Source organism: Glycocaulis sp. (assembly GCF_050485565.1).
Lineage (GTDB): Bacteria > Pseudomonadota > Alphaproteobacteria > Caulobacterales > Maricaulaceae > Glycocaulis.
The window spans coordinates 163,136-187,320 of sequence record NZ_JBJHBQ010000005.1 but is presented as its reverse complement, the minus strand read 5'-3'; the positions used below and the strand labels follow the sequence as shown (position 1 = coordinate 187,320).

Sequence of the window (24,185 nt, the reverse complement as noted above, 5' to 3'; positions counted from 1 at the left end):
CCGGTGTCCACTTTTGCTGGAAATGCTCCGGGTCTACTTCTTCTTTTTCTTCTTTTTCTTCTTGTCTTTGTCCTTGCCGTCCTTCTTGGCCGCCTTGTCCTTGGCCTTGGGATCGGCGTCCGGGTCCAGCGCGCGCGAAATGCGCACCAGCGCGTCAACAAAATTGGCACGCTTGTTCTTGGCCAGGACAGACAGGATTGCCTCGTCAGCGGCTTTCGCGCCATCAACCGCCGTCTGATGCAGGGCGCGGCCCTCATCGGTCAGTTTCACCGCATTGGCTCGCGCATCGCCGGGGGCTTTCTCGCGCGCCACAAGACCGCGCGTGGCCATGCGGCTGACCAGCTCTGCCAGCGTGGAACGGTCAATCCCGGTGCGCTGGACCAGCTGGGTCTGTGTCTGGCCATCCGCTTCTTTGAGCGCGCTCAAAACCGCGAACTGGCGCTGGGTGATTTCCACCCCGCCCGTAGCGGCCGAGAAGCGCTCGGCAGCAAATTGCTGTGCACGGTGGAGGAGCTGACCTGGCGAGGCGGTCAGGTCGAATTCTGCCTTGTCACCCATAATGCCCTCTTCATCCGATGACTGAGCTTTGGGTAGACTACACGCGAAATGTCACGGTTCAATGTCAGTTCCGTCCTGATACGGAAGAGAGCCGGACCTGCCATCGGCAAGGAGGCCAGCGCAGCATCATGCCCGACCAGCCCGTCAAGTTCGAACGCACTGTTCCTGAAGGCGATAACCGCACCCGCAATGTCTGCTCCACATGCGGATTTGTTGATTATGTGAACCCGAAAATCGTCGCTGGATCGGTGGTCTTCAACGCGGCCGGGGAGATATTGATGTGCCGCCGGGCGATTGAACCGCGCTCCGGCTTCTGGACGCTGCCTGCGGGCTTCATGGAGCAGGGCGAGAGTGTTGAGGAGGCCGCAAAACGCGAGGCGTATGAGGAGGCATTTGCCGTCATCGCCATTGAAGACCTGATCGGTGTCTATTCCGTCCCGCGGATTTCACAGGTGCAGATCTTCTTCCGCGCGCGGCTTGTCGAGCCGGATATCAGGCCCGGCCCGGAGAGTCTGGAGGTGCGCTTCTTCGCGCTCGATGATCTGCCGGAGGACGAGCTCGCTTTTCCGTCCGTGGGCTGGGCGGTCGATGATTATCTCGCCCGGCAGGGCAAGAGCGGCGTCGCGCCGGAAATGCGTACACAGGCCAAGGGGATAACGCCGTATTAGGGTGCGAGGTGTCATTCCCCGGTGGCGTAAGCCATCCGGGGAACCCATGCCTGAAAAGCAAATGCCAGCGGCGGCGTTGCAGGCATGGCTCACCCGCATGAAGCGGGTGATGACAGCGACGGAATAATTCTCAAAGCCCCTGATACGCCGCTTCAATAAGCCTTATCGCGCGCGGATCACCCGCCAGCACGTCCATCTGCCGGTTCATCACATAGGCGCCGGAGAGGCCCGTTGCCGGGTCGGCAAAGGTGCACGAACCGCCAAAGCCGTAATGGCCGACCGCGCGGGGTTCAGGCCCGAACCAGCCGGAATCCCTGTTCACATTCACGCCTGCCCCGAACGCGATGTCGAAGGGCAGGACGCGATCTTCTCCCGCCACGCGGATTTCCATCGCCTCGGCAGTGACGGTCTCGCTCAACAGGCGCTCAGCGCGTAATGCCCCCTTGTTGGCGAACACGCCCATCAGCTCGGCCAGGCCTCTGGCGGTGGCGTGCGTGTTGGCGGCGGGAAATTCAGCCGAGCGCCACTCAGCTGCGCCCCGGCGTCCGGGGGAAGACCAGGCTTTGAGGAAAGCGGCCTGTTTTTCGGCGTTCATCTTGCCCAGATGCGGCGGGCGGGGCGGCAGCACGTGCTCGCCCGCGCGGGCATGTTCCGCTTCGGGCAGGCCGATATGGACATCAATGCCGCGCGGGCCTGCGATGACCTCGCGAAGCAGGCCGCCAATCGTGCGGCCCTTTGGGTCAGCGCGGCGGATGGCGGCATCGGCGAGGAAGCCGAACGTGATCGGGTGATAGCCGCTGCCCTCTCCCAGCGGCCACATCGGCGCCATGGCAGCAAGGCGCGCCTCGATCAGTTCGCGGTTGAACCAGTCCGACGGCTCCATCGCTTCAGTGAAGCCCGGCAGCCCCGCCTGATGGGAGAGCGCATCGCCGAAACTGACCGCCTCTTTGCCGTTCGCGGCAAATTCCGGCCAGAGATCGGCCAGTTTTGTATCGTAGGAGAGCCAGCCTTGGTCGACGGCATAGGCGGCCACAATCGCGCTGATCGCCTTGCCGGTGGAGAAAACCGGGATGAGGGTGTCCTCCTGCCAGTCCTTCGTTCGCGCGCGGTCGGCATGGCCGGCCCAGATATCGACGCGCTTTTCACCCTTTTCGTAAAGGGCGAAGGCTGCGCCGATCTCCTCGCCGGCCTCGAAACTGTCGCGCATGGCGTCGGCGACGGCTTCAAAGCCGGGCGCGACATGTCCGTGTATCGTGATGCTCATGGGGCAAGGTCTTTCTTATGAAGGCTTCGCGTGTTCAAGCGCGCCGAGCAGCAGGTCGTGGCTGCGGGCTTCGAGGCTGGCGCGGATCACCCGTTCGCAGACTTCTGTGACGTGCTGGCAAAGTTCGCTGCCGGTCTCGCCTTCCAGACGCGCCACCAGCGCCAGCGCGGCCAGCAGATCGCCTGTGCCGTGTGGCACGCCCTCCAGCCGCTCAACGGCGGCAGAGCAGCTTGTCCGGCCGTCTGTCAGCAGGACCGCCAGCCGGTCTGCTCCCTCCGGCACGGAGGTGACGAGGACGGGTCTTGCGAGCGTGTTTGCGGCGCTTCTGGCCGAGGCTGTATCCGTCACGGGCCGTCCTGTCAGGAAGGCGAGCTCGAACGCGTTGGGGGTGATGAGGTCTGCCAGCGGGACCAGCCGCGCGGCAATCGCCTCTGCCGTTTCGCGCCTCACGTAGAGCCCGTCTGCCGTGCCGTCGGCGATGCCATCGCCGCAGATCGGGTCCACCAGTACGAAGATGTCAGGGTTTGCCGTTTTGGCAGCCTGGATAAAGACGGCGGCCGCGCGCACCTGCTCCGCGCTGGCAAAATAGCCGGTCAGAATGGCGCGTGCGCGGGAGTGAGCGCCATGGGCCAGCAGGCCGTCGAGCGCGCCTTGGAACACGCCGTCTGGCACCGCTCCGCCGCCCGGCGCGCCAAGGCCGGGGTGGCGGCCGAAAATGACTGTAGGCACGTGCTCAGGCGTGTATCCTGCGCGCGTCAGCACGGCGGCACCGACGCCGCCGCCCACCCGGCTGCCCGCCACCAGCGAGCTTAAAATGATGATGCTGCGGTCCAAGGGGCTGACTTATTCCTGTCCGGGCCGTTCCACGTTCACCGCCAGGCCCAGCCGGTCAATGTCAAACTCGCCCGAGGGGCTGACCAGCGCAGGCAGCGGCACCGGCTCTGGCGGATCCAGCGTGATGACCAGCGTGCCGCCATCGCGCACAAAGTCGGACAAGGGGCGGGATATCGCATTGATGAAGGGCCGGGGGATTTCAGCTGGCAGCGCCGACAGGCCAAGCGCGATCAGGGCGGAAGCCTGCACGCGCATCTGCGCCGGGGTGACACCGCTCATCATTGCATAAGCGGAAAAGCTGCGGTCCAGCAGGGAATGGTCTTCCAGGCGGATTTCCAGCCGGTGCAGGCGCAGCTGGTTCTCATAGGCGGCCAGCATGTCGGGGTCTGTTGTCCCGGCTGCGCGCATCGCCGCCACGGCATCGCCATAGGCTTGTACGCCGGAAATCTGCTGTTGTGCGGAGAGCGTCAGCCCGTCTTCCCAGACAAAGCGGTTATTGTTCTGCGTCTGAAGCGTGTCGGTCGCGGGATCGTAGATCGTATCGGTCTCGAAACGCAGCACCACCTCCTCATAGCCGAGGAAGCCCAGCACGTTGTGGACATGTTCGCCCGGATCGCTGCCGCGCTCGGCGGAAAGGCGCAAAGCCGGCATGGAGCCCGTCGTGCGCAGGCGCTCGCCTTCGGGTGTCACCTGCGCAGTAAAGCTGTCCATCTCATAGACCACGCCGCTCGCCACGCCCGACAGGCCCGTCACGGAGAGGTTGCGGTAGTAATCGGCGGGGTTGCCGGAAATGGCAGTCTGGAGCAGCGACGCGGCCTCGTCATCAAACAGGGAGGCGAGGAAGCGCGCGCCTACCCCCTCCATTTCAACCCTTTCAATCTCGAAGCGCGTGGCGGGGCCGTCAAAGCTGATGCTTTCCACGCGCGCCAGTTCCAGCCCGGTCTCGTCCAGACCGCGCAAGCTAACATTTGCGGCCTGCAGCGTGCCGTCTCCCTCCGGGAGGGACACCGACAGGCCCGCCAGGGACATTTCCCGGAAGCTGTAAGCGGCGAGGTTGGCGGCCAGATCAGGCAGATCATCTGTCTCGCCGGTGAAGGAGGCCGCGATGGAGCGTGAGAGGGCCGGGCCGGGCCGGTCGATGACGAGGCGCTCAAAGCGGGTTTCACCGCCTTCAAGGTCCGTCAGCACGGCGTTTTCCAGCGTCAGCCGGTCAAAGCGGACCACATCCTCTTCAAGGCGCGGGGCGGCAATCTCCATGATCTCCGCGTTCAGCCGGCTCTCTACCAGCGTGTCTTCTTCGTCTTCCCCGCCTTCTGTCTCCACTTGCGCCAGCAGCAGGGTGAAGTTCTCAAAGCGGAAGACGCCATTGGCAAACTCGCGGTTCTCCCAGTCCGCCCGGCCCGGCTCTTCCAGTCCCAGCACGCGCGCAGCCTCGGCGGCGTCATCGGAGGTGACGCGGGTTGCAGGCGGCTCGCGTCCCTCATTCCCGTCGCCGCAGGCGGCAAGCAGCAGGGCGGACGCAAGCAGGACGGTCAGGGCGCGCAATACGGACATGGCAAGGGCTTTCAGGCTGGCAGCGGGGTAAGGCGCCAGCCTAGTGCCTCAATAGCGTCAGAGCTAGCCGCTCAGTCCCGTGGCAGGCGCGCCAGCAGTCCGGCAATCGGATCCTCGGCCGGCTCGCTGGCGGGCGGCGCAGGGGGAGGGGGTTCCTCGTAGGCCGTGCTGACAAGGTTTTCATCCTCAAGCGCGCTTAATAGGCGCGCCAGCCTGTCCGGGTCAGTGGCCGGGGTGGCGGGCATGTCGTCCGGCAGGGCGATCACCGGCGCGGCGGCGACCATGGAGGCGAAAATGCGCGCCGGGCCGGTGCCGCCTGATCCGGCATCGGTGGGCGCGTTGGAATCATTGCCGGTCCAGACCACGGTGACGAGGCCATCGGCCCAGCCGGCAAACCAGGCATCGCGGAAACCATTGGTGGTGCCGGTCTTGCCGCGCACTTCACGGCCCTGAACAGCCGCCGAGCGGCCTGTGCCATAGCGCACTGTGGCGGCAAAGAGCTGGTCCATCTCGCGCACGACCCGGTCGGCCAGAACGATGGGGCCAGGCCCGGTTTCGCGCGTCCAGAGAACTTCGCCTGAAGGGGTTTCGAGCCGGATCACGGCGTGAGTTTCCACTGCCCGCCCGCCATTCATGAACGGCACATAGGCGCGCGCCAGCTCCAGCGGCGTCACCTCATAGGCACCCAGAGACAGCGAATGTGTGTTCTCCATCGGGCTTTCAATGCCCATCCGGCGGGCGAGGCGCAGCGTGTAGGCGCGCCCGGTGGCTTCGGCGAGCTGGACCGCGATGGAGTTGGACGAGCGGGCAAAGGCGCGCTCCAGCGTCATCTCGCCCTCATAGCGGTTTTCCCAATTGGCCGGGGACCAGCTGCCATAGCTGACCGGCTCGTCCATCATGTGATCAGCCGGAGACCACCCGGCCTCGAATGCGGATGCGTAGATGAAGGGTTTGAAGGCCGAACCCGGCTGGCGGCGCGCTGATACGGCCCGGTTGAAGGGCGAGCGGGCATAGTCGGTTCCGCCGCTCATGGCGGCGACCGCGCCTGCCGCGTCGAGCGCGATAATGGCCCCGTTGGCGGCCCCGCGTGCGATGTCCGGATCGGCAAGACCGCGCGTCAGGGCGCTGTCAGCGGCGCGCTGCACCTCGATATCAAGCGTGGTGCGTACCACCACATCGCCCTCCCACGCGGGCGCATGCAGGGCGAGCAGGGTGCGCGCCTCGCTGGCGGCAAAATCGGCAAACCAGCCCGCGCCGGGGCTGGAGGAACCGCGCGAGACACGGATCGGCGCAGAGGCGGCGGCCAGCCTTTCCTCTTCGGTGATCCGGCCGGTGGCCAGCATCAGGTCCAGAACAACGGTGGCGCGCACCGCCGCGCGTGTGGTGTCATTGGCCGGGGAGTAGCGCGACGGGGCTTTCAGCAGGCCCGCCAGCAGCGCTGCCTCGCCGATATCCAGCTCATGCGGGCCGCGCCCGAAATAGCGGCGCGAGGCGTTTTCGGCGCCCCAGGCTCCGGCCCCGAAATAGACCCGGTTCAGATAGAGGGCGAGAATCTCGTCCTTGGTGAAACGCGTTTCCAGCCAGAAGGCGAGCATCATTTCCTGCGCCTTGCGCCGGAAAGTGCGGTCTGGCGTCAGAAAGAGGTTCTTCGCCAGCTGCTGGGTAATGGTCGAGCCGCCCTGCACGACGCGCCCGGCGCGCAGGTTTGCCAGTGCGGCGCGTGTGGTGCCGATCAGGTCAATGCCGAAATGGTGATAGAAGCGCCGGTCTTCCACGGCCAGCACCGCGTCGACGAGGTGATGGGGCAGGGCATCGGCGCTTATCGTCGTGCCGGAACTGTCCCCACGCCGGGCGATGACCCGGCCATGCCGGTCCAGAAACGTCATGGCGGTGCCGGTGGGCGCTGCCGCCAGCGAGGAGGTGTCAGGCAGATCGCGCGCAAGACTGACCAGATACATGGTGCCCAGCAGGATTGTGACGGTGGCCAGCGCCGTCAGCGCACGCGCCAGCAGCATCCAGCCCTTCGGGCGGCGCTTGTGTGTACCGACGGGAACGCGGATGGAGGTGCGGGTCACGGGTGTTTCGTATTGCCTTGATTGAACAGCCACCAGCTAACGCCAACAGCGTTAAGGCGCCGTGAACCCTGAAAGCTGATGCAAAACGCCTTGCCAGCCAGCCGGGCAGGGGTGATCATCAGCCCAGCCAGAGGGAGCCCGTTGAACACATGTCCTTGACGCCACGCCTACGGCGCTCAGCCCTGCTTGCGGGCTTTGCTACGACGCTTTTCATGCTGGCGGCCTGCGCCAATGTGCCGGGCGAAACTGTCTGCCCGGAGCGCGGGCAGAATACCGGCAGCTGGCCCTATTGCGCACCGTCCGACCCCGGCGGCGGGGGCGGCATCATGCGTGACGACCGGATCAACCCGTCAGGCGGACAAAACTAGGAAACGCCGCCTGCCTTTTTGAGGAAAAGAAGGTTATGGCGGAAATTCCTTATGAAATACAGATATTTGCTGTCGCCCTAGTGGCCAGCCTCGTCATTGGCCTGCCGGTGCGCATTGCCGGATGGCGCGCCAGCGTCATTGCGGTTCGCGGTGTCTGGCGGCTGACCCGGCGCTATCGCATCTGGATATTCCTGATCGCGCTTGCCGGCATGCTGGCAGGTCTGTGGAGCTTTGAGAGCATTCGCGGGCTTGTCTTTGGCTGGTGGAACTAGCGTTTCTGGTGCGCCGGGACAGGTGCGCGGCAAACACCCCTTTCCTTTGCTGAAATAAACTCGCAAACTGATCACTCAGTGAAACGCGGAAACACGCGTATCGATACCATGCCTGGGGAGGACTATCCGATGAGAGCTATCTGGCGCGCCGGACTGGCGGCTTTTTCTGCGCTGGCAGTGTTGCAGGCTTGTGGCCAGCAGACCGGCCAGACACGCGATGTTTCAGATGCCGACCGTGAATACCAGAACGTGCTGTTGGAGGCGCTGCTGGACGCTGCGCCCGGCAGCGTGATCGAGATACCGGCTGGCGTGTTCGTCATCGAGCGCGGGCTTTCACTGGCCAATGTCGATGGCGTGACGATCCGCGGCGCGGGCATGGACGAGACAATCCTCTCCTTCGCCGAGCAGCGCGCAGGCTCTGAGGGGCTTCTGGTGACGGGCTCCAACAATTTCACCATTGAAGACCTCGCTATCGAGGACACGATCGGTGATGCGCTGAAGGTTACGGGCGGAGAGAATGTCATCATCCGCCGGGTGCGCACCGAGTGGACCAGGGGCGTCTCCACCGATAACGGCGCCTACGGCATCTATCCGGTGCTGACGCGCAATGTGCTGATCGAGGAATCGGTGGCGATTGGCGCATCGGACGCGGGCATTTATGTCGGCCAGTCGGACAATATCGTCGTGCGCAATAACCGCGCCGAATACAATGTGGCCGGTATCGAGATCGAAAACTCGATGGACGCGGACGTGTACGGCAATGTGGCGACCAATAATACGGGCGGGATTCTGGTCTTCAACATGCCGAACCTGCCCCGCCCCGGTCATGGGACGCGCGTGTTCGACAATGATGTCTATGAGAACAATACCCGCAATTTCGGCCATGACGGCACGCCGGTGGCGAGCGTTCCCGCCGGTACGGGCATTCTCGTCAACTCCAATGATGATGTGGAGATTTTCAATAATCGCGTGTCGCGCAACCGCACGGCCAATGTGATCATCTCCTCGCTGCACTCGGCCGGCTTCTCCGAGCTGGGCGTGGAGAGCGATTTCGATCCCTATCCTGAGCGCATCCACATCCATGGGAACACGTTTGAGGGCGGCGGGAACAATCCGGACGGGATGGATCTGCAGGCCCTGCGCATTGCCCTGTTCGGCCCGACGGGCCGTATTCCGGACGTGCTCTGGGACGGGTATGTGGACGAAGCCAAGATGGTCGATGGCGCGCTGCCGGATGATCTGCGTATCTGCGTTTCGGGCGCTGAGGTGCTCAATGCCGATGGTCCTGGCGGGTATGGTAATCCGCGCATCGCGACGGCAGAGCATGATTGCAGCCACGAGCCGCGTGCAGCGGTAGAACTGCCCTTCTAGGCTGGCCCGATGAAGCACATCCTCACCTTGCTGGCGGCAGGCTTCGTGCTTGCCGCGTGCGGAAATGATGCCGGAGAGGCAGGTGCACCTGCCTCTCCGGCTGACATCGCCGCGTGGGAGACCGCCACGGCCTTCCACGCCAGCGGCAATCCCGCCACGCTGGAGGAATGGGGCCAGTTCCGCATCGAGGGGGAGCGTCTGGTGCTGGCCGAGGGGGTTGTACCCTATGGTCTCAATACGGCGCTGTTTTCCGACTATGCGGCGAAGCTGCGCACGGTCTGGCTGCCAGAAGGGGCCGAGCCTGCCGTCTGGCATGATGAGGAGGCGTTCGAGTTTCCCGTTGGCACCGTCATCACCAAGACCTTCTACTATCCGCGCGGTGGAGAAGGCTTTGACGAGGTGGCGCTCGACCTTGATCCCAACGTGCATTTTGACGGGCGCGCGCTGGATCTGTCTGCCGTGCGGGTGATCGAGACGCGCATTCTGGTGCGCCGGGAGGCGGGCTGGGCGGCCATTCCCTACGCCTGGAATGAGGATCAGCGCTCCACGCGCCTTGCCCGTACCGGCGCGTTTGTGGACCTGACCCTGATTGCTGCCGGCGGGCGTTCGCAGGCCCTCAACTACCAGATCCCGGACGTGAACCAGTGCGCACAGTGCCACATCACCAATGCCGCGGACGCGCAGCTGCGCCCCATTGGTCCGCGCGCGCGTCACCTTAATGGCAACTACCCTTACGCGCACGGTGAGCAGAACCAGCTCGCCTTCTGGCGCGAGGCCGGGCTTCTCGCTGGAGGGCCGGAAGAGCGCGATGCCGCCCCGCGCAGCGCGGTCTGGCACGGCGAGACCACGCTTTCGGGCATGGCGCTGGACGCCGCCGCACGGGCCTATATCGATATCAATTGCGCGCATTGTCATTCGCGCACCGGCCATGCGCGCACCTCAGGGCTCTATCTGGAGCCATCAGAAATGACAGGACCGGCCTTTGGTGTATGCAAGCCGCCGATTGCTGCCGGGCGCGGCACGGGCAACCGGCTCTATTCCATTGTGCCGGGCGACAGCGACGCCTCCATCTTCACTTTCCGTATGGAAACGACGCGGCCCGATGCCATGATGCCGGAGCTGGGACGCAGCGTGGCCCACAGTGAAGGGCTGGCACTGGTTGCGCGCTGGATCGATGCGATGGCGGGCGGGTGCTGACTGGCAGGGCCATGCTACGGCGCGCTTGGCGAAGACTGCCGGGTAAGGCATTGTCTCCGGTAACAAATGAACGGAGTTGATCTGCGCCATGAAACGCCTTGCCCTTGTAACCGCTCTTTGCGGTCTTGCCGTCAGCGCCTGCGCCACAACAACCTGCCGGGAGGCGGACGCCGCTGAACGCGCCGCGTTTGGCCAGATCGTTGCCGGGCATGCGGCCGGGCTGGCCGACAGTCTTCCGCCCGAGAGCGCTGCGCTGGCCGCGCGCCTGCGCAGTGAGGATCCGGCGCTGCGCAACCAGATATTCGGCCAGCGCATGGGCGATCATTCGGTGCGCACCGTGCTGATGCAGCCGCCCTTGTGCGTGCTTGAGGAGAGAGTGTCGTCGAGCGAGCGGATTTCCTATGTCTTCCCCGACGGGCGTTTCCAGACGCTTAACCCGCAAGGGACAGGCTCGGCCAATCTGGGTATGCCGGCGCGCGATCACGCACGCTGTCATTTCCGCCTGATTGACGGGCAGTGGCGCCTGACCGATGCCTGCACCTCGACCTTCCAGACGCCGGTTCCGGTCGGCTAGGACGCCTCGCGCAGGGCGTTGCGAAAGCCAGACAGTTCGGCATCGAGGTGCTCTGCGGCCTGACCCAGTGCCCTGGATGAGCCCGTAAACCTGTCTGCCGCATCGTGCGTGCGTTCAGCCGCTGCGTTCACGCCGTCGATACGCTCGTTTATCCCGCTCGTGGAGGCTGCAGCGCGTTCTGCCAGCTGGGCAATCTCGCTGGTCGCGCCAGATTGTTCGCCAAATGCCCCGCGCGCGCTGGCCGAGGTCGTGCGTACTTCCTCGATGATCTGCGCGATACGCGACAGGGCTTCGCCAGCACCGCTGGAGGCTTCGCTGATCGCCTCGACGCGCGCGCGGATATCGGCTGTGGCCTTCGAGGTCTGTTCGGCCAGCGCCTTTACTTCGCTGGCCACAACCGCGAACCCTTTACCCGCCTCGCCTGCGCGCGCGGCCTCGATGGTGGCATTCAGCGCCAGAAGATTGGTCTGCTCGGCAATGTCGGCCACCAGTCCGGCGATGGTCTCCACCTCGCGCCCTGCCCTGTCCAGTTCGCGCATGGAGGTGCTGGCTCTGGCCGCCTCGTCTGTTGCCCTTGCCGATACGGTGTCTGCATTCTCCATGATCCGCGACACTTCGCCGATGGAGGCTGCAAGTTCCTGCGCAGCGGCGGCGACCGCCTCAAAATGAGCGGATGTTTCTGCCGATTTTCCGGCCGCATCGCGTGCGCCCTGCCGCGTCGAACCGGCATCATCGCGCAGCTCGGCGGCGAGCTGGTCCATTTCACCAGACACGTTGCGCAGCTCGCGCAGTACGTCGGCGACAGAGCGCTCAAATCCGCTGGCCAGCATGTTTACCGCTTCGCGGCTGGCCTCGATTTCCTGTGAACGCTCACGGTCTGCTTCGGCAAGCTGGCGCGCCTGGATATTGGCGGCTTCAGCCTCTGCAATGGCGATACCGGCATTGTCCAGCGCGCTGGTGATGCGATGACAGAGCCAGACAAGCGCTCCGGTCTGGACGATCACGACGGCGGCGTGCAGCAGGACGCGGCTGAAATTGGCACCATCGGGAAACACGGCGAAGGGCAGGGCGAAGTTCAGGACGAGGTGATGGACGGCGGTTACAGCCGCTGCGGCGAGCACCGCGCGCCAGTCGCATAGCAGCGTTGCAGCGGCCAGCACGGCGAAGAATATCATGTGCATGTCCAGCTGCAGGGCGGTGCCTGACGCCATCCAGGTCAACGCCGCCGGGAAGGCGATCAGGCCCGATGCAATCGTGATCCGGGTCGAGACCGACTGGGGGGCACTGCGCCAGGCGGCAAACGCGCCGGCCGCTACAATCGCCAGAAAAAGGGTGCCCGCCACCAGCTTGTCCGGGGCAAAGAAGGCAGCGCTGAGCCCATACACCAGTGTGAATATCGCCAGCACGACAAGCAGTACGCGTTGGGACTGGTCCCTCACGGCATCAATACGGGTCATTGGCTGATCTCCCTGGATACGGGCAGGCCGGGCGTACAGGTCCAGCCGGATATGGGGGCAATAACGAGGATGGCACCGCGCGCACGCAGAGCTGCTGCGCCGCTTTGCCGGTCCGGCGGGGCGGGCATCTGGGCTCTGACGAACAAGCCGGTGCCAATCGGCTCGGCAGCCAGCGCGCCTGCCGAAGAGGCCGCGACAAGCGCCTGACTTGACGAGGTTCCCGGCGCGTAGACCGCCAGCATGGCACCGCTGGAAGGCGGGGCCAGCATGAGGGCGGGCGGCGTCAGGCATACCAATGCCAGCGTCGCCGCCATTATCCAGCCTGCTCTATTCCTGTGACGCCTGGTCAAGGGATCATGCCCCGGTTGCGGCCCGCGCGCATTCGCGTTCCACGCTAACTCCAAGCCATCGTATTTCCCTGTTCTGGCTAACAAACTGTTAGCCGGGCGGGCGCGCTGAAAGGCGAGCTGCATTTTTTCTGCATCGCGATCGGGAACGATTCAGATGGCGATCGCATTGATCCCATGTCTGGCCGGTCTGCCCCCGCTTCCCCCGCTTCGATGGACCGGCGCAACAGAGGAATGACAGACATGAAGACGTTTCTGATTTCTGGCGTTTCGGCTCTCGCGCTGGCCGGCATGGCTCTCGCGGTTCCGTTTGAGGAAGCCGATACCGATGGTGATGGCCGCGTAAGCCTTGAAGAGCTGCAGGCGATCGACCCGGCCACCACTGAAGCCGAATTCACGCTGTATGATGTGGATCTGGATGGCGGTCTGGATGAAGACGAGTACGCCGCATGGCGCGTTGCCACGCAGGGCGATGCTCAACCCGACCCCTTCTCGGACCCGATGACGGACGATCCGCTGCAGGACGATCCGATGGCCGATGAAGATCCGGTCGATCTGGAAGAAGTTCCCGCTGATCCGTACGGCCCGTCGCTCAACAAGTCGCTCGACGAGCATGACGACAAGGATGAGTACGGTGACGAAGAGCGCGATGAGCATGCGGACGACGCCTACAGCGTCCCGGACGCCGCCTTTGACCGCGATGATGTCGACTATGACCGCGATGCGGACGAAGACGACATCACCGATGAGCTCAATGAAGAGCAAGCCGACGCGCTTGAAGAAGACGGTGACGAGAGCGATCCCTGGAAATAGGGATTAGCTCCTGACACCGGCCTGCCCTCCGCCACCCGTCTCCTCCCCGCCCAATCCCCGGAGGCGGACTGGCGGAGGGCCAGGCACTTCAGGGTGAGGAAGTGCGTCCCGCCGCTTCCCCCTGGACGAAGAGCCGCTCAGATGAGCGGCTCTTTGCGTTTGTCAGCACAGGGACCTTACCCCCACGGGCCGCCATGACCGGCTGATCCGCCGGTGGTGTCCTGTCCGCCCGGTCCGCGCGACCACGGCCCTTCCTCGCCCCATGGACCGCCGGGATATCGTCCGGCACCGGCCATCTGGCGCAGGCGGGCTATGCGGTTGGCGGTCGAAGGGTGGGTGGAGAACAGATTGTCTGCGCCCTGACCGTTCAGCGGATTGATGATGAACATGTGCGCGGTTGCCGGATTGCGCTCGGCAGCCGGGTTCAGCGTGGCGCGTGCGCCGCGCTCGATCTTTTCCAGCGCAGCGGCGAGCGACATCGGATTGCCGGCAATCTCTGCGCCCACCCGGTCGGCCTCGTACTCGCGTGAGCGCGATATCGCCATCTGCACAAGTCCGGCGGCCATGGGCGCAAAGATGGCCAGCGCTATCGCGCCGATCAGCCCGCCGGGCCCGCGATTGCCCCCGAAGAACAGCGCAAAATTGGCCAGAAAGCCGATGGCCCCCGCGAGCGTTGCGGTGACCGTCATGGTCAGCGTGTCGCGGTTTTTCACATGGGCGAGCTCATGGGCCATCACGCCGGCCACTTCCTCGCGCGTCAGACGGGAAAGCAACCCGGTCGTGGCGGCTACGGCGGCATTGTTCGGGTCGCGCCCGGTGGCAAAGGCGTTGGGCTGGGGCGTGTCGATCACATAGACGCGCGGGCGCGGCATGCCTGCCCGGTCGGCCAGCGCGATAGTGTCCTGCGCATAGCGGCGAAGGTTTAGGTCACGCTCATCGGGCGTGATCTCGCGCGCGCCATGCATGCGCAGCACCATCTTGTCGGAATTCCACCAGGCAAACACGTTCATCGCGGCAGCAATGAAGAAGGCGATGGCTGCGCCGCCGGGCCCGCCAATGAGATAGCCCACGCCGATGAACAGCGCGGTGAGAGCCGCTAGCAGCATGAAGGTACGCAGCGTGTTGAATGTCATCGCAATTGCCTCGTGACATGCGGGGAGGATTGGCCTTGCGGCCTGTTTGTTCCTAGATATCTGGTATGAACCCGCCCGCCCCGCAAGACAGATCTGAAAAACCGCTCAGCGAGGCGGCAAAACGCGCGCTTGCCGAAGCCGAGGCACGCCGCAAGGCGGCGGACGGCGCTGCCCCCCTGCCTGAAGAGCTGGGCGGGCGTAAAGGGCCTGAACCCACCCGCTATGGGGACTGGGAAAAGAACGGCATCACCCACGATTTTTGAAGGTTTGGGTGCGGGGGTTGCAGGACCCTGAGATAGAGCCGCTCCTGCTGCACCTCCTCGTTGGCGCAGGAATATATTCCGATATAATCGCAAAATGCGGATTATTATCGTATTGTTAAGCATGCTGATCGCGCCCATGGCGGCGGCCCAACGGGTCATTCCCGGCCCTGTCGAGGCGCAGGTTCTGCGCGTGATAGACGGGGATACGGTGGAGGTGCGTGCCTTTATCTGGCCGGGCCATAGCGTGGAGACGCGTGTGCGGCTGGCCGATGTGGACGCGCCGGAAATCCGCCGTGTGGCCTGCGAGGAAGAGCGCGAGGCCGGGCACAGGGCGAAGGCGTTTGTCGAAGCCCTGCTGGCACCGGAGGGTCAGCAGGAGGCGCGTGTTTCCATCCGCGATATAAGGCTTGGCAGTTTTGCCGGGCGGGTGATTGCCGCGATGGAACTGCCTGACGGGCGCGATCTTGGGGCTGTGCTGCTGGAGGCGGGCCTTGCCACGCCCTACAATGCGCGCGGCGGCTGGTGCCCCTCGCTTGAATCCTCGCTTGAGAGCGCTCAGGAGGCTTCGGCGAGCCGTTCCTGACGCTTCTTCTCTGCCTTCGCCCACGCCTTCTCATGGAAATAATAGGCCACCGTCTGCACGGCCGGTTCAATCAGGCCGATGGCGAGCGCGGCGCGCCAGTTCCAGGTCAGCGCGAAGGCAACCGACATGGCCACGACAAGGTGCATGATGGCGTAGGTGACGGCCTTGGCCGTATTGCGCGAGGGGCGGAACAGGGCAAGGAAGCCGGGCGCGGACGGACGACCATCCTCCATTCGGTCAGGCCGGTGCAGGAGCATTCTGAAAAATTCGGCCATGGCCCGTTTCCTTGCGCGACAAGAGGCAGGATATGGCCTTAATAACGCCGCGCACAATGGATAGTTTCTATCGAAGCCATTTGATGGCCACTCAGCCCGGCGTGACGAGGGGCGCATCGCCGCCCAGACTCAAGGCATGGCCAGCCAGATAAAGCGAGCCGCAAATGACCACGCGCGGACGCTCCACCAGATGGCAGGCATCGGTCAGCGCTTCGATCAGGCCCGCACTGGTCTGCACCATGTGGCCCGCCTTGCGCGCGGCTTCGGCGGCCTCCTGCGCGCTCATCGCGCCTTCACGCGCGGCAAAGCCGGACACGGTGATGACAAGACTGGCGAGCCCCGCAAACGGTTTGAGGAAGCTTTGTGCATCCCGCCCGGCGGAAAAGCCGCAGATCAGCACCAGCGAGCGCTCTTCGCGCGATTCCAGCTCGCCCATGGCTTGAGCCAGCACCTCGCCGGCGGCCGGGTTATGCCCGCCATCCAGCCACAACTCGGCCTCGCCGGCTCTGGCTATATCGGCGAGCGGACCGCTGGTCAGGCGCTGCATGCGCGCGCGCCAGCGTGCCTTTGGCAGGCCTTCGCGTACAGCCTCCTCAGACAGGCCGAGCTTGCGGGCAATCGCGATGGCGCCGGCAGCATTGGCGGTCTGGTGTGATCCGAAAAGGCCGGGCAGCGGCAAATCCCAGACGAGGTTCTCTTCCTCATAGACCAGCCGGTCATGCTCCACATAGGCGCGGTAATCGCGCTCATGGAGGGTCAGCGGCGCGCTCAGGCGCATGGCGGCGCGCTCGATTGCCATCAATGCCTCAGGGACTTGTGGCCCCACCACGCACGGCACGCCGCGCTTGAGGATACCGGCCTTTTCGCCAGCGATCTTCTCCAGAGTATCACCCAGATATGCCTGATGGTCGAAGCTGACTGGCGTGATGAGGGTGATGGCGGGATTGTCGATGACATTGGTGGCGTCCAGCCGTCCGCCAAGCCCCACTTCCAGTATCAGACGGTCTGCTTGCGTCTCGCTGAACAGGAGGAAGGCGGCGGCTGTGGTCGCCTCAAAGAAGGTGAGCGGCTGGCCCCCGTTGGCCAGCTCTACCCGCTCCAGCGCCGCCAGCAGAGGGGCGTCCTCCACCTCTTTGCCCGCCAGCACGATACGCTCATTGAAACGCACCAGATGGGGCGAGGTGTAGACATGCACGCGCTCGCCCGCGGCCTCGCAGATGGCTTTCAGGAAGGCCGCGCTGGAGCCTTTGCCATTGGTCCCGGCGATATGGATGGTGGGGGGCAGGCGGTCTTGCGGCTTGCCCAGCGTTTCCAGCAGGCGCGTTAGCCGGTCCAGCGACAGATCCATGCTGGCCGGATGCAGATTGGCAAGCCGGGCCAGCGCGTCAGCTATGCTCATCGGATCAGGCGGCGGGCGCAGGCACGTTGGCGCTGGCGGGCGGGCGCTTCATCAGCGTACGCAGCACATTGCCCAGCACGCGCGGCAGGTCGCGGCGGTGGACGACGCGGTCCACCATGCCTTTTTCCAGCAGGTATTCGGCGCGCTGGAAGCCTTCGGGCAGTTTTTCGCGGATGGTCTGCTCGATCACGCGCTGTCCGGCAAAGCCGATCAATGCGCCGGGTTCGGCCAGGTGCACATCGCCCAGCATGGCGTAGGAGGCGGTGACCCCGCCTGTCGTGGGGTCGGTCAGCACCACCACGTAAGGCAGCTTGGCTTCACGCAGCATTTCCACGCCGATGGTCGTGCGCGGCATCTGCATCAGGGAGAGGCAGCCCTCCTGCATGCGCGCACCGCCCGCAGCCGTGAACACGACCAGAGGCGTGCGGCGCTCGACTGCGGTCTCGGCGGCTTTGAGGAAGGATTCGCCCGCCGCCATGCCCAGCGACCCGCCCATGAAGGAGAAGTCCTGCACCAGAACGGTCGTCTCAATGCCCTGAATGCGCCCGACAGCGATCACCATCGCGTCTTCGCGGCCCGTCTTCTTGCGGGCGGCGGCGAGGCGCGAGGCATAGGGCTTGTCGTCGCGGAATTTCAGCGGGTCTTTCGCCACTTCGGGAAGCGCGATCTCCTCCCATGTGGCGTCGAACGTGTAGCGCAGGCGCACGTCCGGCCCGATGCGCACATGATGGCCTGCCGGCGTGACGTGCAGGGCCGCTTCGAGATCCTTGTGGAACACCATCTCGCCCGAGACCGGGCATTTCATCCAGAGATTTTCCGGCGTGTCGCGCTTGTCGAACATGCGCGTAACACCCGGAGGGGTAAGCTTGGAAAGCCAGTTCATATGATTGTCCCAGGCTGCCTGTTGGTGCGATTATCGCGCATTATGGGTGGCGGAGGCCAGTTCTTTGGCCAGTTTGACCGCGCCTTCTACCCCTGTGTCCGCCAGCGCGTCCACAATCGCCGAGCCGACGACGACCGCATCGGCGACTTTCGCGATCTCTGCGGCGCGTTCCGCCGTCTTCACGCCAAAGCCCACGGCTACGGGTAAGCCGGACGCCTTGCGCACACGGTCCACCGCCCCTGAAACCACCGCGGTCTGGCCGATGCCTGCGCCTGTGACCCCTGTGGTGGAAACGTAATAGACAAAGCCGGATGTGTTCTTCACCACTTGCGGCAGGCGGTCATGGTCGGTGGTGGGGGTGGCGAGGCGGATGAGTGAGAGCCCTGCCCGCTCCATCGGCTCGCGAAGCGGCGCGTCCTCTTCCGGCGGCAGGTCAACGCAGATCACGCCGTCGGCTCCGGCAGCGCTCGCCGCGTCCACGAACGCCTGATAGCCAAAAGCATGGAAGGGGTTGGCATAGCCCATGATGACAACGGGCGTCGCCGCATTGGTCTTCCTGAACTCCGCGATCAGCTGCAGCACGCCGCGAAGCGTCATGCCGCTGTCGAGCGCGCGCAACGCCGCACGCTGGATGGGCGGGCCATCGGCCATCGGATCGGTAAACGGCGCGCCGAGCTCGATCACATCGGCCCCGGCCTCGGCGAGGCCATGCATGACTTTCAGCGTTGTGGCGGCATCAGGATCACCGGCCATCACATAGGCGACGAACCCGGCCTGCCCGTCAGATTTCAGGCGCGCAAACGTGTCGGAAAGGCGTGTCATCATTACAGCTCCACCCCCAGCGCACCCGCGACCGAGAACACGTCCTTGTCACCGCGCCCGCACATATTCATCAGGATCACGCCGTCCGGGCCGAGTTCCTTTGCGAGGTCGCGCACACGGGCGAGCGCGTGGGCGGGTTCCAGCGCCGGAATGATGCCTTCAAGCTTGGAGCAGAGCTGGAACATGTCCAGCGCCTCGGCATCGGTGGCGTGGCGGTATTCGGCGCGCCCCACATCGTGCAGGAAGGCGTGTTCCGGCCCGATACCGGGATAGTCGAGACCGGCAGAGATGGAGTGGCCCTCCACGATCTGGCCGTCCTCGTCCTGCAAGAGATAAGTACGGTTGCCATGAAGAATGCCCGGCTTGCCGCCATTGAGGCTGGCGGCGTGGTCTGGCGTATCAACGCCCTTGCCGGCGGCCTCGACACCGATCAGGCGCACAGCTTCATCTTCCAGGAAGGGATAGAACAGCCCCATCGCGTTGGAGCCGCCGCCAATGCAGGCGACGGCCGCGTCCGGCAGGCGGCCAATGCGCTCGAGCATCTGCGCGCGCGCCTCGCGGCCGATCACGCTCTGGAAGTCACGCACCATGGCCGGATAGGGGTGGGGGCCAGCCACCGTGCCGATCACGTAGAAGGTGTCGTCGGGATTGGTGACCCAGTCGCGCAGCGCCTCGTTCATCGCGTCTTTGAGCGTGCCGCGCCCTGATGTGACGGCGTGGACCTTCGCGCCGAGGAGCTTCATGCGGAACACGTTGGGCTTCTGACGCTCCACGTCGGTGGCGCCCATATAGACCTCGCAGGGCAAGCCGAAGCGGGCGGCCACGGTGGCGGTTGCCACGCCATGCTGGCCTGCGCCGGTTTCTGCGATGATGCGGGTCTTCCCCATCAGGCGGGCGAGCAGCACCTGGCCCAGGCAGTTATTGATCTTGTGCGCGCCGGTATGGTTGAGCTCGTCGCGCTTGAACCACACTTGCGCCCCGCCAAACTCTTCGGTCAGGCGCTCGGCGAAATAGAGCGGGCTCGGACGGCCGACGAAATCGCGCGCGAAATCCTCCAACTCCTTCACAAACGCCGGATCGTCCTTCCACTTCGCATAGGCCTTTTCCAGCGCCAGCACGTTGGGCATCAGCGTCTCGGCGACAAAGCGCCCGCCATACTCGCCAAAGAGGCCGTTGGCATCGGGATAGTGGGAAAAGGCGTTGGGCTGGGTCATCAGATCAATCACGGGCTGGGAAGGTATGAGGGCCTGATCTAGAGCGTCAGGACAGGGGAGGGAAGCGGTGAGTGCGGCCCTGTTCAGGCTATGTCCGCGCCAAGCGCGGCCATGTCGTCAAAAAAGCCCGGATAGGAGGTCGCGATCATGGCCACATCATCAACCGTCACGGGCTCTTTCGCGCCAAGGCCCAGCACCAGCCCCGCCATGGCGAGGCGGTGATCGTGCAGCGTCTTGACCAGACCGCCGCCCGGCACGCCGCCGGGGCCCATGCCATGTACGGTCAGGCTGTCCTCGCCCAGCTCCACCTTCACGCCATTGGCGGCAAGCAGCGCGGCAGAGGCGGCCAGCCGGTCGCTTTCCTTGGCGCGCAGCTCGGCGAGGCCCGTCATGTGCGTCACGCCCTCTGCGAATGCCGCGATGACAGACAGGATCGGGTATTCGTCAATCATGGAGGGCGCGATTTCGGGCGGCACCTCGACGCCCTTCAGCTTGCCCGGCCGCACACTGATGTCGGCCAGTGCCTCGCCCGCGCGGGTGCCGGCGGGGGTAAGGGTCATGTCCGCGCCCATCATTTTCAGCACCTCGTAGAGGCCGAAACGGGCCGGACTGGTCATCACGCCTGTCACACTGACAGGGCCGGTGCCGGCCACCAGCCCGGCCGCCAGCGGGAAGGCGGCAGAGGAGGGATCGCCCGGCACATGCACATTGGCGCTGTGCAGCGCCTTGCCGCCGCGCACGCGCGCGATGAGGCCCGGCCCGTCACGCTCCATGGACATGTCTGCGCCAAACAGGGGCGCCAGCGTCTCGGTATGGGCGCGTGTGGCCTCCGGCTCGATGACCACCGTCTCGCCCTCCGCCCCTAGGCCCGCCAGCAGGACGGCACTCTTGATCTGTGCGGAGGCCACGGGTGGGGTGTAGGTGATCGCGTTGAGCCGGGCAGAGCCGGTAAGCGTGACCGGCAGGTGTCCGCCGTCGGCTGCGCTGGCGGTGACGCCCATCAGGCGCAAGGGTGCCAGCACGCGCTCCATGGGCCTTGAGGACAGGCTCTCATCGCCGGTAAAGCGGGCCGTCAGGTCAAAGCGCGCCGCCGCGCCCATCAGCAGGCGCACGCCGGTGCCGGAATTGCCCAGATCGAGATCGGTCTCAGGCGAGCGCCATTGCGGCGCGCCTGTTACCTGCCAATGCCCGTCCCCTGTACGCTCGACACTGGCCCCCAGCGCGCGTACGGCCCCGGCGGTTGCCAGCACATCCGCGCTTTCCAGCAGACCCTCGATCTGGCTGGTTCCGCTTGCCATGCCCGCCAGCATGATGGCCCGGTGCGAGATCGACTTGTCGGGCGATGCCGCGCGCCGGCCTTCAATCGCGCTGCCCTGGCGCGCTGTGCGCGGACCGGCTTTATCGTTGGAAACCATGGGTTTGACTTTCGGGCTTGTAACGGGCTGAAAATCGGGTTTTGACAGCGCGGCGCAGACGTGGCAACAGGCGCGCCGCCTCAAAGACCAATCCAGCGCTGAAGGATCCAGTCCCGTGCCCAAACCAGACCTTGGCGTCAAGCGAATCTGCCCGGAAACCGGCAAGAAATTCTATGACCTTGGCAAAGACCCGATTGTCTCGCCGTTCACCGGCAAGGAATACCCGGTCTCGTTCTTTGCCGAGATACTGGTGAAGCCTGCCCGCAAGGCACCCAAGCCGAAGGACGATGACGACAAGGAAGACGCCGCGCTGGAGGATGATGAGGAGCTGGAAGCGGCAGATGATGCTGCCGACAGCGATGACGATGATGATGACGACGCGGATGATGACGCGCCGGAGCTTGACGAAGAACCCATCGATCTGGGTGATGACGAGGACGAGGACGACGATGTCGCTCCGGTGAAGGGCAAGAAGGCCCCCGTCGATGACGATCTGGACGGTTTTTCCGACGAAGAGGCTGATCTCGACGACGAAGACGAGGATGACGGCATCCTGCTAGATGATGATGAGGATGATGCGTTTGACGCCGATATCGGCGTCGAAGACGATGATGACGATACCCCGTAAGCGGGTGCTGCAGGACACCGGGGTGGCGATTGCGTTTGCCACTTGATCGGGGCGCGCAAGCTGACTAGTTTCCGCGCTCCAAATCCGGCGGGTCCCAACCCGGCGCGTAACGAGATACCGGGGCCATAGCTCAGTTGGGAGAGCGCTTGAATGGCATTCAAGAGGTCGGCGGTTCGATTCCGCCTGGCTCCACCATCACACCGAAGACCCCGCCTGCGCGATGCAGGCGGGGTTTTTGTTTTCCGGCCTATGCTTCTTTGCTGATCTGATTGTCTTCCCGCCTGTTTCGCCTATCCTCGTGGCCGGACAGATCATCGGGGGAAGCCAGATATGGCCAGACAGGGTATCAGCAGGCGCAACCTGCTTGGCGGCACGGCGGTGGCAGCAGCGGCGGTGAGCGCCGCCGGAGCAAGTTCTGCAGCGCTGGGCAAGGCGTTGGGTTCCGAGCCTTCTCTTGAAGGCAAGACCATCCTGATCACCGGATCATCGTCGGGCTTCGGGCGGCTTGGCGCCGAGCATTATGCGCGGCTTGGCGCGCGGGTGTTCGCCTCGATGCGCAACCTGCCCCGCGCCGAAGCCGATGAGCTGACAGCTCTGGCAGAGGCAGAGGGTCTCGCCATCGAGGTGGTGGAGATTGATGTCACCTCTGATGACAGTGTGGCGCGCGGCGTGGCGGAAGTGCTGGAGGCGACGGGCGGCACGCTGGATGTGCTGGTGAATAATGCCGGGATCGCGCTCGCCGGTCCGGTAGAGCTGCAGGACATGGAGGCGACGCGCCTCATTTTCGAGACCAATACGTTTGGCCCTCACCGCATGGCGCGGGCCGTCCTGCCGGCCATGCGCGCGGCGGGCAGCGGCCTGATCGTGCAGATATCCTCACAGCTCGGCCGGGTGATCGTGCCGGGCCTGGGGCATTACTCTCCGGTCAAGTTTGCATTGGAAGCCATGAGCGAGGCGATGGCCTATGAGCTGGCACCGCAGGGCATCGACGTGACCATCATCCAGCCGGGCGGCTATCCGACGCAGATCTGGAATAATGCCAGCGTCCTGACAACTGCACTGCTGGAGCGTACACCGGAAGAGCGGCTGGCGGCCTATCCGGAGCTGATCGCGGGCATGGGCGCAGGCGGCGGGGGCGGCAGCACCGACCCGATGGATATACCCGATGCCATTGCCCAGCTGATTGCCAGCCCTGGCGGGACAAGGCCCCTGCGCGTGGCCCTGCACCCCGATGCCCGGCCCCAGCTGGGCATCAACGAGGTCAGCCGCGAGACCCAGCTGGCCATGCTGGGCGCTTCGCCCTACGGGCCGTGGGTGCGCGACGTGCTGGAACGCTGAGCAGTACCGGTCAATCGCACCCGATCACGCGTTTGCGACTTGCCCCCAGCCTGCCTGAGGCTAGGGTTCAGGCCAATGGTCACAAGAACCCGGGGAATTAATTGATAGCTGTCAGCACCTTACTGGCACTGGCGATGGTCATTGCGGCGGATGGTCCGCCCATATTGCAGCCCGGCGCGCCCGGAGAGCCGACGCGCGAGATCAGCGTGGAACGTTCACGCGCGCTCAGCCAGACGCGCCACACACCCGCCGATACGCGCTTCATGCAGCACATGATCGTCCATCACCAGCAGGCGGTGGACATGGTCGCGCTGATCGAGGGGCGCACGTCCAACCCGTCCATCATCGCCATAGGCGGGCGCATTGCGCGGTCGCAGGACGATGAGATTGCCCTGATGCGCGACTGGCTGATGCGGCGCGGCGAGACGCTGGAAGCCGATGATCTGCACGAACATCACGTGGCTGGCGGGCATGACCACCACCACGCCCACCACGCCCATCACGCCCATCACGCCCATCACGCGTCTGATGATCCTGATGATATTCCCCTGATGACCGGCATGCTGTCCGTCAACCAGATGCGCGCGCTCGCCGCCGCTGAAGGGGCGGAGTTTGACCGGCTGTTCCTGGAAGGCATGATCCATCACCATGAGGGCGCGCTGATCATGGTCGACGAGCTTCTGGAACATCCAGGCGCCGCCGAGGACATCATCATGTCGGACTTCACCGGCCATATCGTGGCCGACCAGATGGCCGAGATTTTGCGCATGCAGAACCTGCTGCGTGATCTGCCACCCGCCGAAGAGCACGAGGCAGAGCCGCACGGCCACCACCATCATCACCATCACTAGACGCAAGGAAAGCTTGCGCAAATCGGGGA

At 64.7% G+C, this 24,185-nt stretch carries 26 protein-coding genes and 1 tRNA gene; 13 read left to right on the top strand and 14 right to left on the bottom strand.

What is annotated here, in order from left to right; genetic code table 11:
• Nucleotides 1–33 precede the first annotated feature (33 nt).
• Nucleotides 34–558, bottom strand: a complete 525-nt coding sequence (locus tag ACQ5ID_RS07655) for a MarR family winged helix-turn-helix transcriptional regulator (RefSeq protein ID WP_429911860.1) — start codon at nucleotides 556–558, stop codon at nucleotides 34–36.
• Between the two features lie 128 nt (nucleotides 559–686).
• Between ACQ5ID_RS07655 and ACQ5ID_RS07650 the strand changes: the two genes are divergently transcribed.
• Nucleotides 687–1,226: an NUDIX domain-containing protein gene (locus ACQ5ID_RS07650; RefSeq protein WP_429911859.1), complete on the top strand. Its 540-nt coding sequence runs from the start codon at nucleotides 687–689 to the stop codon at nucleotides 1,224–1,226.
• Between the two features lie 130 nt (nucleotides 1,227–1,356).
• On the opposite strand, the gene ACQ5ID_RS07645 is transcribed toward ACQ5ID_RS07650, so the two are convergent.
• The 4 genes from ACQ5ID_RS07645 to ACQ5ID_RS07630 all read right to left on the bottom strand — a co-directional run bounded on the left by ACQ5ID_RS07645 (nucleotide 1,357) and on the right by ACQ5ID_RS07630 (nucleotide 6,953).
• Entirely contained in the window at nucleotides 1,357–2,490 is a 1,134-nt protein-coding gene (locus tag ACQ5ID_RS07645) for a serine hydrolase domain-containing protein (RefSeq protein WP_429911858.1), read from the bottom strand.
• 15 nt (nucleotides 2,491–2,505) lie between these two features.
• Nucleotides 2,506–3,324, bottom strand: a complete 819-nt coding sequence (locus ACQ5ID_RS07640; RefSeq protein WP_429911857.1) for a PfkB family carbohydrate kinase — start codon at nucleotides 3,322–3,324, stop codon at nucleotides 2,506–2,508.
• Nucleotides 3,325–3,333: 9 nt separating this feature from the next.
• Nucleotides 3,334–4,878 (bottom strand): hypothetical protein, encoded by a 1,545-nt coding sequence (locus ACQ5ID_RS07635; RefSeq protein WP_429911856.1) that lies wholly within the window; start codon nucleotides 4,876–4,878, stop codon nucleotides 3,334–3,336.
• Nucleotides 4,879–4,949: 71 nt separating this feature from the next.
• Nucleotides 4,950–6,953 (bottom strand): transglycosylase domain-containing protein, encoded by a 2,004-nt coding sequence (locus ACQ5ID_RS07630; protein ID WP_429911855.1) that lies wholly within the window; start codon nucleotides 6,951–6,953, stop codon nucleotides 4,950–4,952.
• Nucleotides 6,954–7,102: 149 nt separating this feature from the next.
• On the opposite strand from ACQ5ID_RS07630, the gene ACQ5ID_RS07625 reads away from it, so the two are divergent.
• The 5 genes from ACQ5ID_RS07625 to ACQ5ID_RS07605 all read left to right on the top strand — a co-directional run bounded on the left by ACQ5ID_RS07625 (nucleotide 7,103) and on the right by ACQ5ID_RS07605 (nucleotide 10,735).
• Nucleotides 7,103–7,321: a hypothetical protein gene (locus ACQ5ID_RS07625; RefSeq protein ID WP_429911854.1), complete on the top strand. Its 219-nt coding sequence runs from the start codon at nucleotides 7,103–7,105 to the stop codon at nucleotides 7,319–7,321.
• Between the two features lie 35 nt (nucleotides 7,322–7,356).
• Complete coding sequence (locus tag ACQ5ID_RS07620) at nucleotides 7,357–7,593, top strand: hypothetical protein (protein ID WP_429911853.1); 237 nt, start codon at nucleotides 7,357–7,359, stop codon at nucleotides 7,591–7,593.
• Nucleotides 7,594–7,722: 129 nt separating this feature from the next.
• Nucleotides 7,723–8,964: a parallel beta-helix domain-containing protein gene (locus ACQ5ID_RS07615; RefSeq protein WP_429911852.1), complete on the top strand. Its 1,242-nt coding sequence runs from the start codon at nucleotides 7,723–7,725 to the stop codon at nucleotides 8,962–8,964.
• Nucleotides 8,965–8,973: 9 nt separating this feature from the next.
• Nucleotides 8,974–10,161: an SO2930 family diheme c-type cytochrome gene (locus ACQ5ID_RS07610; protein ID WP_429911851.1), complete on the top strand. Its 1,188-nt coding sequence runs from the start codon at nucleotides 8,974–8,976 to the stop codon at nucleotides 10,159–10,161.
• An 88-nt stretch (nucleotides 10,162–10,249) separates the two neighbouring features.
• Nucleotides 10,250–10,735, top strand: coding sequence for a hypothetical protein (locus ACQ5ID_RS07605; protein WP_429911850.1), 486 nt, complete (start codon nucleotides 10,250–10,252; stop codon nucleotides 10,733–10,735).
• On the opposite strand, the gene ACQ5ID_RS07600 is transcribed toward ACQ5ID_RS07605, so the two are convergent.
• Nucleotides 10,732–12,192, bottom strand: a complete 1,461-nt coding sequence (locus ACQ5ID_RS07600; RefSeq protein ID WP_429911849.1) for a methyl-accepting chemotaxis protein — start codon at nucleotides 12,190–12,192, stop codon at nucleotides 10,732–10,734. The two genes, ACQ5ID_RS07605 and ACQ5ID_RS07600, sit on opposite strands and share 4 nt — an antisense overlap.
• Complete coding sequence (locus ACQ5ID_RS07595; protein ID WP_429911848.1) at nucleotides 12,189–12,506, bottom strand: hypothetical protein; 318 nt, start codon at nucleotides 12,504–12,506, stop codon at nucleotides 12,189–12,191. The genes ACQ5ID_RS07600 and ACQ5ID_RS07595 overlap by 4 nt, the downstream gene beginning before the upstream one ends.
• A 276-nt stretch (nucleotides 12,507–12,782) precedes the next feature.
• Here ACQ5ID_RS07595 and ACQ5ID_RS07590 point away from each other — a divergent pair, with 276 nt between their 5' ends.
• Nucleotides 12,783–13,352: a hypothetical protein gene (locus ACQ5ID_RS07590; protein ID WP_429911847.1), complete on the top strand. Its 570-nt coding sequence runs from the start codon at nucleotides 12,783–12,785 to the stop codon at nucleotides 13,350–13,352.
• A 176-nt stretch (nucleotides 13,353–13,528) separates the two neighbouring features.
• On the opposite strand, the gene htpX is transcribed toward ACQ5ID_RS07590, so the two are convergent.
• Nucleotides 13,529–14,485 (bottom strand): zinc metalloprotease HtpX, encoded by a 957-nt coding sequence (gene htpX / locus ACQ5ID_RS07585; RefSeq protein WP_429911846.1) that lies wholly within the window; start codon nucleotides 14,483–14,485, stop codon nucleotides 13,529–13,531.
• Nucleotides 14,486–14,550: 65 nt separating this feature from the next.
• Here htpX and ACQ5ID_RS07580 point away from each other — a divergent pair, with 65 nt between their 5' ends.
• A complete protein-coding gene (locus ACQ5ID_RS07580) occupies nucleotides 14,551–14,748 on the top strand; it encodes a DUF1674 domain-containing protein (protein WP_429911845.1) in 198 nt (65 codons plus the stop codon).
• A 94-nt stretch (nucleotides 14,749–14,842) separates the two neighbouring features.
• Nucleotides 14,843–15,331, top strand: coding sequence for a thermonuclease family protein (locus ACQ5ID_RS07575; protein ID WP_429911844.1), 489 nt, complete (start codon nucleotides 14,843–14,845; stop codon nucleotides 15,329–15,331).
• Here the strand turns inward: ACQ5ID_RS07575 and ACQ5ID_RS07570 are convergent.
• The 6 genes from ACQ5ID_RS07570 to aroA all read right to left on the bottom strand — a co-directional run bounded on the left by ACQ5ID_RS07570 (nucleotide 15,304) and on the right by aroA (nucleotide 21,339).
• Nucleotides 15,304–15,606, bottom strand: coding sequence for a DUF2061 domain-containing protein (locus ACQ5ID_RS07570; protein ID WP_429911843.1), 303 nt, complete (start codon nucleotides 15,604–15,606; stop codon nucleotides 15,304–15,306). The genes ACQ5ID_RS07575 and ACQ5ID_RS07570 overlap by 28 nt on opposite strands.
• A gap of 91 nt (nucleotides 15,607–15,697) precedes the next feature.
• Entirely contained in the window at nucleotides 15,698–17,005 is a 1,308-nt protein-coding gene (locus ACQ5ID_RS07565; protein ID WP_429911842.1) for a bifunctional folylpolyglutamate synthase/dihydrofolate synthase, read from the bottom strand.
• Between the two features lie 4 nt (nucleotides 17,006–17,009).
• Nucleotides 17,010–17,888, bottom strand: a complete 879-nt coding sequence (accD, locus tag ACQ5ID_RS07560; protein ID WP_429911841.1) for an acetyl-CoA carboxylase, carboxyltransferase subunit beta — start codon at nucleotides 17,886–17,888, stop codon at nucleotides 17,010–17,012.
• Nucleotides 17,889–17,918: 30 nt separating this feature from the next.
• Nucleotides 17,919–18,713 carry a tryptophan synthase subunit alpha gene (gene trpA / locus ACQ5ID_RS07555; RefSeq protein WP_429911840.1) on the bottom strand — a complete coding sequence of 265 codons (795 nt, stop codon included), beginning with the start codon at nucleotides 18,711–18,713 and terminating at the stop codon, nucleotides 17,919–17,921.
• Nucleotides 18,713–19,924, bottom strand: coding sequence for a tryptophan synthase subunit beta (gene trpB, locus ACQ5ID_RS07550; RefSeq protein ID WP_429911839.1), 1,212 nt, complete (start codon nucleotides 19,922–19,924; stop codon nucleotides 18,713–18,715). The genes trpA and trpB overlap by 1 nt, the downstream gene beginning before the upstream one ends.
• A gap of 83 nt (nucleotides 19,925–20,007) precedes the next feature.
• Nucleotides 20,008–21,339 carry a 3-phosphoshikimate 1-carboxyvinyltransferase gene (gene aroA, locus ACQ5ID_RS07545; RefSeq protein WP_429911838.1) on the bottom strand — a complete coding sequence of 444 codons (1,332 nt, stop codon included), beginning with the start codon at nucleotides 21,337–21,339 and terminating at the stop codon, nucleotides 20,008–20,010.
• Nucleotides 21,340–21,454: 115 nt separating this feature from the next.
• On the opposite strand from aroA, the gene ACQ5ID_RS07540 reads away from it, so the two are divergent.
• The 4 genes from ACQ5ID_RS07540 to ACQ5ID_RS07525 all read left to right on the top strand — a co-directional run bounded on the left by ACQ5ID_RS07540 (nucleotide 21,455) and on the right by ACQ5ID_RS07525 (nucleotide 24,156).
• Entirely contained in the window at nucleotides 21,455–21,967 is a 513-nt protein-coding gene (locus ACQ5ID_RS07540) for a TIGR02300 family protein (protein ID WP_429911837.1), read from the top strand.
• Nucleotides 21,968–22,086: 119 nt separating this feature from the next.
• Nucleotides 22,087–22,162: transfer RNA gene (locus tag ACQ5ID_RS07535), tRNA-Ala, on the top strand.
• 135 nt (nucleotides 22,163–22,297) lie between these two features.
• Nucleotides 22,298–23,305: an SDR family oxidoreductase gene (locus ACQ5ID_RS07530; RefSeq protein ID WP_429911836.1), complete on the top strand. Its 1,008-nt coding sequence runs from the start codon at nucleotides 22,298–22,300 to the stop codon at nucleotides 23,303–23,305.
• A 101-nt stretch (nucleotides 23,306–23,406) separates the two neighbouring features.
• Nucleotides 23,407–24,156 carry a DUF305 domain-containing protein gene (locus ACQ5ID_RS07525; RefSeq protein ID WP_429911835.1) on the top strand — a complete coding sequence of 250 codons (750 nt, stop codon included), beginning with the start codon at nucleotides 23,407–23,409 and terminating at the stop codon, nucleotides 24,154–24,156.
• The last annotated feature ends 29 nt before the right edge of the window (nucleotides 24,157–24,185 follow it).